Here is a 12,574-nt window from a genome sequence, read left to right as displayed (position 1 = left end):
AGCGTAACGGTCACCGGCCTGAAAAGATCAGGTGACACCCGGCAACGTACAAACAAAGCCGTAACTTATTACAAACTTGCGACGACGAGGCGTGAAATTGAGTGAATCTCCCTGATTGTGGGCGTCTAGACTGAAATCATTTTATGAACTCTGAAACGAATAATTTGATGGTAAAGGTCATTTTCAGAAAGTCCACAGATTTTATCGAGTCCGCCGCCCGTGCAATTACCGATGTGGATCGTCAAGAACCTGTCGAACAAGGGATCAACTGAAGGTATCGAGTTTGCATTCGAGCGTTGATCCCAACTTATTCAGATCAGGGAATGTACACGGTCCGACCTGCGGTGCCGGTTCGCACCTTCCCCGCCAACAACGGGTCGGTCTGATTTCCGTGTCGCGGGAGACGATGGTTGGAGACAGATGATCGGTTTTCCGCTTCGTCTTGTCTCCGTCTTTGTTCGTTTCTCGTAACTCGCGACGACTCGTCTGCAAGGAAGCCGTCAGTTTTGAATCTTTTTTCCGTGAGACTGTTACGGCATCGAAACGTGAACGTACGTTGTGAATGTCTTAGCTTGGTGAATCGGCTTCGACCGGCGCATGGATTGCCGTTCGGCTCTCGTATCTGCCCCTCAACCCATTCCTCATGCCTCCTCCGACCCGACTTCCCGCAGTCCTCACCCGTGTGATGTGGGCCGGTTTCGGCCTTGCCGTCGCGCTCGCCTTCTTCTTGAAGGGAGAGACCTGGAGCATCGACCCGTACATCCAGGTGGATGGCCTGACGCAGGTCATGGCTGTTGTTGTGACGTTCGTCAGCGGGATTGTGCATAGCTTTTCGCGGCGATACATGGCCGGCGCTCGCCATCTGCGCTCGTTTTACGGGCGCCTCTTCTCGCTCAGTGTTGTCGTGCTCTTGCTCACGGCAACGGAGCATGTCGTTGTCTTCCTCGCGCTGTGGACGGTGATGGGGTGGTTGCTGGCAAGTCTCATTGGGCATATTCGCAGGTGGCCGGAAGCACAGGCGTCTGCTCGCTTCGCTAGACGGATGTTTTTGGCGGGAAGTGGCGCTCTCGCGGTCAGCTTCGCTCTGCTTGTGCATAGTAGCGGGGCGTGGACCGTCTCCGGATTCGTGGACGTGCTCAGCGCATTGCCACGGGTCGTGACGACGATCAGCGTCAGCCTCATCGTCGTCGCTGCGATGATGCAGTCGGCGCTCGTCCCCTTCCATCGCTGGTTGCTTTCGTCGATGACCGCCCCAACTCCGGTTTCGGCGTTCATGCACGCAGGGCTGGTGAACGCGGGAGGCGTTCTGCTAGCACGCTTCTCGGGCATCGTATTCGAAACGGACGCGGTCGTTCTCCTCGTCTTTTTCGTGGGCGCCGTGACGGCATTGGCGGGACAGGCATGGGCACTGGTGCAAACGAACGTGAAGCGCCAACTCGGTTGCTCGACGACGGCTCAGATGGGTTTCATGGTGATGCAGTTCGGTCTCGGGTTCGGTGCAGCCGGCATCGCCCACCTGATCCTACACGGGTTTTACAAGGCGTACCTGTTTCTTGCTTCGGGCTCGGTCGTTGAATCAACCTCTCCACCTCAGGCTCGACCGAACCCAGCCGGGTGGGCATCGACCCTCAGCTCTCTTGTCGTGGCTGTGGCCGCCGGTTTTCTCTTCGCCTGGCTCACCGGGAAGTCCGTTTTGGCCCTGGACGGGGGCACGCTCCTCGTCTTTTTCGTGGTCCTTGCCGTGCTGCATGCCACTCGGACGCTCCTGCGCCGGACCGGTCTGCCTGCCCGAACGCGCGCCTGGGCGCTTCCCTTCGTGCTGCTTCCCGCTATCCTGATGTACGCCGCGGTGTACAAAGGAGTCGCGTGGATGCTTGCAGGGACTGGACTGCTGGCCTTCGGTACGCCTCTTACACCGCTGCACTGGGGCATCGCGGCCGTGTTTACGTTCGTGTACGTCGGCATTGACCGTGGCTGGCATCACTCCAGTACGCGCCTGTACGTGCTTCTGATGAACACGTCGCAACCCGTATCTTCGACGCTTCTCACCCGACGCGACCGCTACCATGTCCATTGAGATTTCGGTCCTGCGGGGCCGCATCGAAAATGCTGCTGAAGCGGTCGGACCGTTGTGGCCGCTCCGGACCTTTAACTCGGCGAATCCGCTTTCCGGGTTCGAAACCTTGCCCTTCGATGAGGCGGTGCAGCGCGCTGGCCACCTCTTTCGTGGCCGAGGATATCCGTCGCCAACGACCTTTCGTCATGCATGGGAGCGCGGGGCCATCCAACCCAACCTCCTGCGCGACCGCTTGAAGAAGCACGACATTACGTCGAAGCCCGAGGAGACGCTCGCCACGATGGAGGCGAATGACGTTCCCTCAACCGCTGCGCCGAGCGATCAGCGGTTGAACCGGCTCATGTCGAAGTGGCTGGCCGCATTTTTCGATCACGGTCAGGCCGCGTGGCCGATGCCGAACCGGGCGGATGGATTCTTTGCGTCGTGGCGCATCCTCGCTCCGTTCGATCGCGATATACCGGGGATCCGGCAGACGTCCGATCTCCCATCTACGAAGCTGGATGCCTTCATCGAGGCCCTCGACGGCGTACCGGAATCGGAGTGGGAGACGATCTTTACGCACCACCTTGCCGCTCTTCCAGGATGGGTGGGCCTGATTCGTTGGCAAGAGCGTGGAACAGCGAAGGAGTGGGGCAAGGCCAAGCCGATCACGCTCGGCGGGTACCTCGCCGTGCGACTGACGCTGGCGCGGTTGCTTGACGAACCGTTGTTGCCGGAAGACGCGACAGCGAACGGTAGGGTGCATCCGGACGACGCGTCTCTTCCCGCCATCTGGCTTTCGGCCTGGGAGGAAACGTACCGACAGGGGTTGCTTGACGACCTCGCGACATCCGCACACCAGCCGACGAAGGAGACGGGTCGCCCGGACGCGCAACTTGTCTTCTGCATTGACGTGCGGTCGGAGATCATTCGCCGTCACCTTGAGGCAACGGGGCCGTACGAAACGCACGGCTATGCGGGCTTCTTCGGGATTCCGATGGAGCATGAAGCCTACGCGCCGGAAGGAGAAGTCGGCGAGCGTGTCAAAGCATGTCCGCCAATCGTCGACCCGCGTCACCGGATCGCTGAACGCGTAGCACCGAACCGATCAGAAGAAGCCGAACGGTACAATGGCTGGGCAGGGCTGAACGCGGCGCGACAGAAGCTGGTGAAGACATTGAAGAACGACGTCGCTGCCGCCTTCGGATTCGTCGAAGGGAGTGGGGGGCTCTTCGGTGTCGCCATGGCCCTTCGAACGCTTTTGCCGCACAAAATATATGACTGGATCCAGTCCGCTAATGAGCGCATTCCGCGTCCATCGAGCTTTACGGAAGTGACTGTGGACCGGGACGAGTCGCTCGACGAGGAAGATGCCCTTGCCGTGGGTCTGTCCGATCAGGTAAAGGTCGTGTACGCCGAGGCCGCATTCCGTCTGATGGGCTGGACGGAGACGTTTGCTCCGATTGTGGTCTTTACGGGGCACGGCAGTCAGACGCCGAACAACCCCTTTAAGTCGAGTCTGGACTGTGGAGCCTGCGCCGGAAATCCTGGGGGACCGAATGCCCGGGTCCTCGCCGCCATTTGCAATGATTCAGACGTACGCGATGCCCTCCGCGATCGGGGGATCGACATTCCCGATGATACGGTCTTTCTCGCGGGCGAGCACAACACGACAACCGACGAGGTTCGTCTTTATGTCGACGAAGAGAATCCGCCAGTCGATGCAGATGCGCTGGCTCGCCTCCGCGCGGACCTGACGAAGGCTCGAGAAAAGGCGGCGGCCGAACGGGTTGGCACGATGGATGCTCAACTGCTTTCGGATCCATCACGAGAGACGGAGCGGCGCGCAGCGGACTGGTCGGAGACGCGCCCCGAGTGGGGGCTGGCCGGCAATGCGGCGTTCATTGTCGGACCACGTCGGCTGACGAACGATCTGGACCTTGATGGTCGGAGTTTTCTTCACTCGTACGACTGGAGGGTTGACGAGAGCGGAACGGCGCTCGAAACGATACTTACCGGCCCGCTCGTCGTCGGCGAGTGGATTAACATGCAGTACTACTTCTCGACCGTCGACAATGCGGTCTACGGAAGCGGCTCAAAAATAACGCACAACGTCAGCGGGAAGGTCGGCGTAGTGCAGGGAAATGGCGGCGACCTGATGACTGGGCTGCCGCTGCAGTCGCTGTATCTCGATGACGACGTACCGTATCATGACCCCCTTCGCCTGTTTGCCGTGCTCCATGCCCCGGTCGAGCGTGTCGGCATGATCCTGCAGCGGCAGGATACGCTAAAGCGATTGTTTGACCACGAATGGGTCGCCTTGACGGTCATGGATCCGCAGCAGGACAACACGTTGCTTCGTTACGAACCCGGTGGGACATGGGCATCCGTGATGTCCGACGATCGGACCGTTCCTGAGCTGTTGCCCGAAGCAGAACCCACTTCTTGAACATCTGGCATTTCATCTAACCGACTCTTCTACCTTGCCATGACTGATCAGCCACAGGAGACGACGGAATCACCCAAAAGGCAGCACCGCCTGCATCCGCTGAAGAAAATCGAGATTATCGTCCGGGGCGAAAAGGAAAAATTCGTTCAGGACCTGCTGGAGGAGTGCGGCGCCACCGGATACACGGTTCATCGCGACATCGCGGGCCGCGGGGCGCACGGATTCCACGAGGGACGTCTTCTTTTCAACGACCGCGCCGGTCTCGTCATGTTCTTCGCTGTTGGCGATGACGAAATGATTGACTGCGTGATGGATGGCCTCACGCCCCTGTTCGAGAAAAGCTCGGGTGTGATGTTCGTATCAAACACGCAAGTGGTCCGCCTCGAGAAGTTCTTGGAGGAAGACGAAAAGTGAGGTGTGGGGGATGAGGTTTGACGTGCGGGAAGCGTTCGATTCTACTACTTCCTGTAGGATTCGGAGCGGATGTCGGACCGCACGGTGCCCCCCACGACGAGGGCAGCACTGATGAGGACGAGGTTCTTGATGATGTACTGTCCTTCAAGGGTGAGTCCGAAGGGGAAGATTGTGAAGCACACCTCGGGCAGAAGGATCAGCGGGAGCATCGTCCCCGGCATCTGAGCGAATAGGAGAAAAATCGCGACGCGAATGGCCGGGCGATACAGGAGGCCGAGTCCGATGAGTACTTCCCACGCTCCGAGAATCGGAAGGAAGATGTCGGGGTCGACCCAGTAGACCGTGCTCCGAACGAGCGACTCGGCGGGGCTGAGTCCGTCGAAGAATTTGAGGGCGCCGAACCAGACGAAGATCACGCCGAGGGAGATACGCAGGAGGAGCGAGCCGTTTCGCCGCATCCATCCGGCGATGGCGTGGTCGACGTTGTCGAAGGAGCGGCGGAGAGACTCGAGTTGGTCAGGCATGGCGATCCGGGGCGTCGTGCGAGAGTCGGCATGAAGGAACGCGAATGATGCAACATGCAAACGGTGACGCGTGAACGCGGAGCCGGTCCCTCGACCCGATTCAACGACATTTTGCCGATCGGACGACGGTGGGCGTTGAACGAGGTTAGAAAATTAAAAAAACCGCCGGCCCCCAGAGAAACCCTGGATGCCGACGGCGGATGCTGCACTGAAATGTCGCGGGAAGAAGCATTTCGACGTTCGCCCTCCCCATTTCGCATTCGCTAGAACGGCAGTTCGTCGTCCGGCTCGAACGTTTCCTGCTCCTCCTGCTGTTGTTGCTGCTGTTGTGTGCGGGATTGACGCTGCGGTCCGCCCCCCTGTTGCTGGCGCTGATCCGACGGGCCTCCGCCCTGTCCCTGGCTGAACCCATCGCCAGACGGGCCACCGCCAGGGCCGTTGTTGGCGCGGTCGAGGAACATCATCTCTTGCGCTTTGACCTCCGTGGAGTAACGTGTGTTACCGTCACGGTCCTCCCACGATCGGGTCTGCAGCTTGCCCTCGAAGTACACCTGTGAGCCTTTTGACAGGTACTCGTTGCAGATTTCGCCGAGTCGTGCCCAGGCAACGACCGTGTGCCACTCGGTCTTGTCGACCAGATTGCCGTCCCGATCCTTGTACGATTCGTTTGTGGCCAGGCGCATATTGCACACGGCGGTGCCGCTACCCGTGTAGCGAAGCTCCGGATCCTGACCCAGATTTCCGATGAGAATGACTTTGTTGACTCCGCGAGCCATGGCGTTCTCGTTGCGTTGAGTGAAGAGATGCTGTCTATGGGCGTGTCGCCAGACATGCTCGGAGTCTACGCACAGCGAGGTGGAAATGTCCAACCTCGGCACGATCCCGGAGCAGTCGGCGGTTACGCTTATCGTCTTGTCTGTCTATAAGACACACCAGATGCCGACGTCATAACGTCAGCGACAAAAAGTTTGACGTACTGCAGACCGAATGTCTTTGCGTTCACAACACGTCGACATCGCGGACCAGCGTGTGTAATATACGGACGGGTGGTGACACCACTATGTCACAGGGGGCGAGTACGTCGTGGTACCGGTACGATTGGTAGGAAGCGACATAAAAAACGCCGGGCTGCGCGCTCACCCAAAAACGCGTCAACCCGGCGATAATGAATCCTGTCGTGCTGTTCGACACGAAGGCCAGTCGCAGCGTGGAGGCACCCTCCGACTGGGCATCAGATAAATGGCAACGTACGTGCCACGTCCCTGAATCGCCGTTTACAATGCGCTTATATAGGGTGAGCGGACGGGTGTGTATACTCGAGTGGACATCTGCAGGCGCCCGTGTCTACTGTGGTGTACGGTTGGGGTAGCAGTGCAACGGGATGCGCGGAAGCAGGTCGAGTCATGGGTCCGTCGGGTCGGCCCTATGACTGTGGGAAATTTTGGCGTTCAGAAAGTTCGTCGAGGAACTGGAGCGTGAGTTCGTTGAACTGGTCCGGGTGCTCGATCATCGGAGCGTGTCCACACTCATCGATAAAGTGAAGGTGGGCGTTCGGCATCCGGTCCCGGAATTCTTCGGCCACGTCGGGCGGGGTAATCACGTCGTCGCGTCCCCAGATGAGCAGGGTCGGCATGGGAAGCGTCCCGAGCTGTTCCGTGACGGTCTCCTCGTCGGCCGAGCGTGCGATTTTAATGAGTCGGAGTGCGCGGGGGCGGTCGTTGACGATGTCCAGCATTTCGTCCACAAGCTCTTCCGTGGCGTGAGCCGGATCATAAAACGTCATTTCCGTCCGCTCACGAATGAACTCTCGATCCTGTCGGCGCATCGTCGTGGTGCCGAGGGTAGCTTCGTAGATGCCGGAGGAGCCAGAGAGAACGAGGGCCGCGACATCCTCCGCGTACTTGAGCGCATAGAGGAGGGCAATGTGGCCACCGAGCGAGTTGCCGGTTAGAACCGTTTGCTCAAGTTCGAGTCGCTCGATAAACGACCGGACGAAGTCGGCCAGGTCGGGCACGCTGGTTTCACCGAGTGGAAGGTCGTACACCGGAATGGTTGGCGCCAGCACACGGTATCCCCGGTTGGAGAGGGCCTCGATGGTCGTGGTCCAGTTACTTAAATCTCCGAGCATGCCGTGTAAAAGAACGACCGGGGGCACCTCGGCGTCACGTGGACCTTCGTCCACGTATTCGAACGCGTCCAATTCGCGGACGGTGAATGGTGTGTCGGGCATAGAGGGAAAGAAAGAGGCCAGGGGGGACGAGCGTAGCCGGCGCGGCGCAAAAACGTGGGGCAGAAAAGCGCGCATTCGAAGAGAAATGAAACGAGGCCATGCGCACTGCTCAAGTCCCTTGCAAGAAACGCACGAGGTCGGTAACATTCAAAAGACTTCAGGGCCTGAGAATGCTGGTGCCGGACAAACGTCTGGTCACGAATCCGGTTGGCCCCTGCTGTTGAAACACACGTTGATAATCGTCCGTGCGCCGGGATACGAAATGTAGGCGGGAGGTCGTTTATTCCGGTGGAGGATGAACCCGTAAACCCTTTGGCGTGATCGGGTCGATCATCTTTGCCGGTTTTCCTTGCCCGAGGAGGGACTGCATTACGATTCTATCGAATCCTCACGCGTACTGCGCAATTCGGTGCGTGATAACGGCTACACTTTTGCATTGGACGTTTCCCACTCGGCTTTCTGTCGTTAACGAATTACGGCCCATGAGCACGGAATCAGAGCGAAAGGCAACGCAGATCGGGGTTTGGAGTGCCATCGCGGGCGGAGCCGTGGGCTTCGCACTCGGGATGATCTTCGCCCCCAAGCGCGGACCCGATGCCCGACGTCGTATCGCCTATCAAATTCAACGGGCGGCAAAAGAAGCAGGTGATGTGATTCGGCGCTACACCGGATCCAGCACCGTCAGCGAAGCCCGCCGAAATCGCGACGCCATGGTTGCAGACGCGCAGGCCCAGGCCGACCACATCCGCGATGACATCGACGCTCTCCTCGAAGAGCTCCGCAAGCAAAGTTCAGCGTCCCGGTCATCATCCGAATCGGAGTAGCGATCTGCCGTCGAGAGTGGCACCAGCGATCGCTATTCTCGAATCGGTATCAGGTACCGGTAGCACGCCGCAAAGGACGGGTGAAGGGTCGGACTCCGGCCTGACGCGTTCGCCTGTGCTATCGATATATTTGCGGTACCGCTCCTGTCACGCTACTCTGCTGTTGCCCGGTCGACGCGTCCCCGCGCCCTCTGCGTTATCCGGATCCGCTTCTTGTTCGGGTCTGTCCTGGACCCGACGCCCCATTTTCCACTGAACGCGCCTCTCCTACATGCCCAATCTTACCGTCCTGCTCGCCCCGGCCACTACCAAGCAGCCCGGGGGGAATCCCTTTGCACCTGACATGTTCGATTACCGGACCTCGGGCACGTTTAATTATTTCGACGAGCTCAACCCCGAGCGCCGGGCTCTGATTGACGATCTGCAAAAGGTCATCCAGGATGAGGACCTTGCCTCGGAGACCTTTGACCTGGAAGGCTATGAGCTTGAGCAGTTTATTGAGGTCAATTCGGAGATCTACGATGCTCCGCTGATGTCCGCGCTCGATCGATATAGCCCGGGCATCATGTATGCAGCCATGGACTTTGCCAATCTCCCGACCGGTGCCCAGCGACGGCTGCTGGAGAATGGCGTCATCATCTCGGGTCTGTTCGGGCTTCTGCGTCCCGATGATCTCATTCCGAACTACCGCCTCGGAATGGATGTCGACTTTGGCGAGATCGGTCCGGTGAAAGATTACTGGCGCCCGCATATCAGTCCTCTACTGAACGAGAGCCTGGAGGGCCGATGGGTCTGGGATCTGCTGCCTGAGGTGAATCGCTCCGCCTGGACGGATGAGCATACGTACGAGGCGCGCGTCGAGGTAACGTTCCTGGAGGATGGCGAAGAGGTCACGGGACCGGATCTGGAGGTGCAGCGCGGCCAGCTCGTAAACTTCATCGTACGCGAGACCGCAGAGGACCTCGAAGATCTTCGAGAGTGGGAGCATCCAGACGACTTCGAATGGGACGAGAAGGCGTCCACATTTGACGACGAAACGAAGACCTGGAATCTGGTGATGGCGACGAGCTAACCGCGTGCCACCGTCTCGATTCATTCCTCTGTTCTCTGCTGCACGATAAGCTCGCTCATGCGATCGCCCGTCATTATTGGAATCGCCGGTGGATCTGGCTCGGGTAAGACCACCGTTTTACGCCGCATCACGGATGCATTCGGCTCGGACCAGATCGCGGTTCTGGATCACGATGCCTACTACCAGGATCTTTCGGGGCATCCGCCGGAAAAGCGAGAGCGCTTCAATTTCGACCATCCCGATGCGCTCGAGACCGGGCTGATGCGCGAGCATCTCGACCAACTCGTGGATGGGTCAGCGGTGGAGAAGCCAATCTACGACTTCACCACGCACAGCCGGAAGGACGAAACGGAGACGATACAGCCGCGCCCGGTCGTCATAATCGAGGGCATTCTTGTCCTCGCGGAGCCGGATCTGGAGGAGGTGATGGACATCAAGATCTACGTCGACACGGCCGACGATATCCGGCTCATGCGGCGCATCCGTCGCGACATCCAAGAGCGGGGGCGCGCAATTGACGGGGTGCTCCGGCAGTATGAACGAACGGTTCGCCCGATGCACATCGAGTTCGTCGAGCCGTCGAAGCGCAAGGCGGATATCATCATTCCGCGCGGCGGCCACAACCACGTCGCGATACAGATGGTACTGGCGCGCATCCAGGACCTACTTCAAAAAGTCGGATGATGAAGGTTCGGTGACCGGTTTGATCCAACGAAAAAGCCAGCCCTGTCGGCTGGCTTTTCTATTTCTACGAGGTGCCGACCTGCGTCACCGGCCCTTAGAAATTCGACGCTCCTCCGCCGAGATGTGCTCCAGGCGAAGCCAGATCGTATCGTCCGGCAGCAGATCCTCCACGCGACGCGGCCACTCCACCACCGTGACGCCCTCGCCGTAGACGTACTCTTCGAAGCCCAGGTCGACAAACTCCTCAGGCGAGCCCACGCGGTACGCGTCGAAATGGTAGAGAGGCATCGATCCGCCTTCGTGTACCTGTACGATGGTAAAGGTTGGACTGCGAACCTCCCGCTCGGAATATCCCAACCCGCGCGCCAAGCCTTTTACGAAATGGGTCTTCCCCGCCCCGAGATCTCCGTCGATCGCTACAACGGCGCCCGGATCCAGCCTGGCAGCCAGATCAGCACCAAGGTCCATCGTTTCCTCGACAGACTGCGTGGTAACGGGAAAAGCGGATTCCATTGGAGGTATGGAAGTGTGGAAGTATGAAGGTGGGGAGGTGTTGAGGTGTGAGAGTGTGTACGTGTTGAGGTGTTTATGTGGTGGCGTTTTAGGCTGCGTAATGTGGCGCCAAACGTCGCAACGCATAAACGTGTTAACGTACGAACGTATCAACGTGTCAACGCCCGAACGCTATCCGCGGGGCGTCATGGTGATGACGGGCAGGATCATTTCTTCCATCGCGCATCCACCGTGCTGCATCGTGTCGCGATACAGGTTTTCGTAGTAGTGGAAGTTGGTTGGATAGACGAAGTAGTAGTCTTCCTTGGCGATGATGTAGTTGGTGTTCATCGAGTGCGCGGGAAGGCCGGCCTCCTCCGGGTCCCGAATAAATATGGCGTCTTCCTCGTCGCACTTCAGGTTCCGTCCGTATTTGTAGCGCAGGGCCGTCGACGTTTCGCGGTCGCCGATGACTTTGGTGGAGCGGAGCGCGCGGATGGCGCCGTGATCCGTCGTGATAATGATGCGGCAGTCGTGCTCGGCGAGCGTCCGGAGGGCTTCTAGTAGCCACGAGTGCTCGAACCATGTGCGCGTCAGCGAGCGATATGCGGGTTCGTCCGGGGCAAGCTCCTTCAGAACGTCGGAGTCCGACCGGCTGTGCGCGAGGATGTCGACGAAGTTTACGACGACGGCACTCAGGTCGTGCTGGGTCAGGTTGGTGACCTTCCCGGCGAAGCTACGTCCGTCTTCGGTTGCGATCAGCTTGTCGTAGCGCAGGCTCCGGTCGTTGAGATGATGCCGGTCGAGCTGGTCGTGCAGAAACTCTTCCTCGTACTGATTGCGGCTCTGCTCATTTTCCTCGGCCATATCCCAGGCCTGAGGAAACCGGTCCGTCAGGTCTCGGGGCAGGAGGCCGCTGAAGATCGCGTTGCGCGAGTAGGGCGTCGCCGTGGGGAGAATGCTGTAGTGAAAGTCCGTCTGAATGGAAAAGTCGGTGCGCAGAAGCGGCTCAAACTCGAGCCACTGATCGTAGCGCATGCAATCGATCACGAAGAAGATGACGGGCCGCTCACCGGCTCGCACCTCTGGAAGCACGAACTCCGGCACGAGCTCGTGGGAGAGAGGGGGGCGCTGCATATCTGGATCCGAGTCGACACTGGCAATCCAGTCGAAGTAGTTGTCCTCAATGAACTGACCGAAGGATCGGTTCGCATCCTGGAACTGGTCTCGGAAGATCTCTCGGGCGCCGTCGTCGCCGGACAGTTCCATGTCGTACCGGACGAGCTTCTGGTACAGCGCTGTCCAGTCGGCGTGCTCCATCGGCTGGTGCAGGGCCTGCGAGATCTCGCCGAAGGATTGCAGGTAGCGCTGCGAGACCGACTCCTGCTGCAGTTGTCGGCGTTCGAGGAGGCGCTTGATCGTGAGCAGGATCTGGCTCGGGTTGACCGGCTTCGTCAGGTAGTCACTGATCTGTCCCCCGAGGGCCTCCTCCATCAATTTTTCCTCCTCGCTCTTCGTCACCATGACGACCGGCACCTCGGGGCGCACGTCCTTGATGGCCTCCAGCGTCTGCAGGCCGTCCATGCCGGGCATTTGCTCGTCGAGCAGGACGACATCGAAGGCGTTTTCTGCCACCATGTCGACGGCATCGGATCCGTTGGCGACGGTCGTCACATCGTAGCCTTTCTTTTCCAGAAACATGACGTGGGGGCGCAACAGATCGATCTCGTCGTCGGCCCAGAGGATGCGTGGTTCGGGCATAGGTTGGAAAACTGGAGGAGCGAGATAAGAAGATGTCCGGGAAACGGTCCGGGGGGATGGCACTCGTT

The 12,574-nt window shown here is 59.2% G+C and carries 11 protein-coding genes; 6 read left to right on the top strand and 5 right to left on the bottom strand.

From position 1 onward, the window contains the following. The first annotated feature begins 643 nt into the window (after window positions 1-643). The 3 genes from CRI94_RS10465 to CRI94_RS10455 are packed head-to-tail and all read left to right on the top strand — an operon-like array spanning window position 644 to window position 4,919. Entirely contained in the window at window positions 644-2,077 is a 1,434-nt protein-coding gene (locus tag CRI94_RS10465; protein ID WP_098075662.1) for a proton-conducting transporter transmembrane domain-containing protein, read from the top strand. Beyond that, window positions 2,067-4,505 (top strand): DUF2309 domain-containing protein, encoded by a 2,439-nt coding sequence (locus CRI94_RS10460; protein ID WP_098075661.1) that lies wholly within the window; start codon window positions 2,067-2,069, stop codon window positions 4,503-4,505. The genes CRI94_RS10465 and CRI94_RS10460 overlap by 11 nt, the downstream gene beginning before the upstream one ends. Window positions 4,506-4,544: 39 nt before the next feature. Continuing rightward, on the top strand, window positions 4,545-4,919 hold the full coding sequence (locus tag CRI94_RS10455) for a P-II family nitrogen regulator (RefSeq protein WP_098075660.1): 375 nt from the start codon (window positions 4,545-4,547) through the stop codon (window positions 4,917-4,919). A 44-nt stretch (window positions 4,920-4,963) separates the two neighbouring features. Here CRI94_RS10455 and CRI94_RS10450 read toward each other — a convergent pair whose 3' ends face one another. From CRI94_RS10450 to CRI94_RS10440, 3 genes are all read right to left on the bottom strand, one after another. After that, complete coding sequence (locus CRI94_RS10450) at window positions 4,964-5,443, bottom strand: DoxX family membrane protein (RefSeq protein ID WP_179862253.1); 480 nt, start codon at window positions 5,441-5,443, stop codon at window positions 4,964-4,966. A gap of 263 nt (window positions 5,444-5,706) precedes the next feature. Next, entirely contained in the window at window positions 5,707-6,219 is a 513-nt protein-coding gene (locus CRI94_RS10445; RefSeq protein WP_098075659.1) for a single-stranded DNA-binding protein, read from the bottom strand. A 647-nt stretch (window positions 6,220-6,866) separates the two neighbouring features. After that, window positions 6,867-7,673, bottom strand: a complete 807-nt coding sequence (locus CRI94_RS10440; RefSeq protein WP_098075658.1) for an alpha/beta fold hydrolase — start codon at window positions 7,671-7,673, stop codon at window positions 6,867-6,869. A gap of 482 nt (window positions 7,674-8,155) precedes the next feature. Between CRI94_RS10440 and CRI94_RS10435 the strand changes: the two genes are divergently transcribed. The 3 genes from CRI94_RS10435 (at window position 8,156) to udk (ending at window position 10,253) form a co-directional block, all read left to right on the top strand. Further along, window positions 8,156-8,497, top strand: a complete 342-nt coding sequence (locus CRI94_RS10435; protein WP_098075657.1) for a YtxH domain-containing protein — start codon at window positions 8,156-8,158, stop codon at window positions 8,495-8,497. Window positions 8,498-8,768: 271 nt separating this feature from the next. Next, window positions 8,769-9,569, top strand: coding sequence for a YaaA family protein (locus CRI94_RS10430; RefSeq protein WP_098075656.1), 801 nt, complete (start codon window positions 8,769-8,771; stop codon window positions 9,567-9,569). Window positions 9,570-9,626: 57 nt separating this feature from the next. Then, on the top strand, window positions 9,627-10,253 hold the full coding sequence (gene udk, locus CRI94_RS10425) for a uridine kinase (protein ID WP_098075655.1): 627 nt from the start codon (window positions 9,627-9,629) through the stop codon (window positions 10,251-10,253). A gap of 84 nt (window positions 10,254-10,337) precedes the next feature. On the opposite strand, the gene tsaE is transcribed toward udk, so the two are convergent. After that, entirely contained in the window at window positions 10,338-10,766 is a 429-nt protein-coding gene (gene tsaE, locus CRI94_RS10420; RefSeq protein WP_098075654.1) for a tRNA (adenosine(37)-N6)-threonylcarbamoyltransferase complex ATPase subunit type 1 TsaE, read from the bottom strand. A 171-nt stretch (window positions 10,767-10,937) separates the two neighbouring features. Then, entirely contained in the window at window positions 10,938-12,506 is a 1,569-nt protein-coding gene (gene porX / locus CRI94_RS10415) for a T9SS response regulator signal transducer PorX (RefSeq protein WP_098075653.1), read from the bottom strand. Window positions 12,507-12,574 lie beyond the last annotated feature (68 nt).

The sequence above is a fragment of the Longibacter salinarum genome, assembly GCF_002554795.1.
Taxonomy (GTDB): domain Bacteria; phylum Bacteroidota; class Rhodothermia; order Rhodothermales; family Salinibacteraceae; genus Longibacter; species Longibacter salinarum.
This window is presented reverse-complemented; position numbering and strand designations above follow the sequence as displayed.

Coding starts and splice junctions, on each gene's coding strand:
- CRI94_RS10460 (WP_098075661.1), top strand. CDS start 2,067: ATGTCCATTGAGATTTCGGTCCTGCGGGGCCGCATCGAAAATGCTGCT.
- CRI94_RS10450 (WP_179862253.1), bottom strand. CDS start 5,443: ATGCCTGACCAACTCGAGTCTCTCCGCCGCTCCTTCGACAACGTCGAC.
- tsaE (WP_098075654.1), bottom strand. CDS start 10,766: ATGGAATCCGCTTTTCCCGTTACCACGCAGTCTGTCGAGGAAACGATG.
- udk (WP_098075655.1), top strand. CDS start 9,627: ATGCGATCGCCCGTCATTATTGGAATCGCCGGTGGATCTGGCTCGGGT.
- CRI94_RS10445 (WP_098075659.1), bottom strand. CDS start 6,219: ATGGCTCGCGGAGTCAACAAAGTCATTCTCATCGGAAATCTGGGTCAG.
- CRI94_RS10430 (WP_098075656.1), top strand. CDS start 8,769: ATGCCCAATCTTACCGTCCTGCTCGCCCCGGCCACTACCAAGCAGCCC.
- CRI94_RS10440 (WP_098075658.1), bottom strand. CDS start 7,673: ATGCCCGACACACCATTCACCGTCCGCGAATTGGACGCGTTCGAATAC.
- CRI94_RS10455 (WP_098075660.1), top strand. CDS start 4,545: ATGACTGATCAGCCACAGGAGACGACGGAATCACCCAAAAGGCAGCAC.
- CRI94_RS10435 (WP_098075657.1), top strand. CDS start 8,156: ATGAGCACGGAATCAGAGCGAAAGGCAACGCAGATCGGGGTTTGGAGT.
- CRI94_RS10465 (WP_098075662.1), top strand. CDS start 644: ATGCCTCCTCCGACCCGACTTCCCGCAGTCCTCACCCGTGTGATGTGG.
- porX (WP_098075653.1), bottom strand. CDS start 12,506: ATGCCCGAACCACGCATCCTCTGGGCCGACGACGAGATCGATCTGTTG.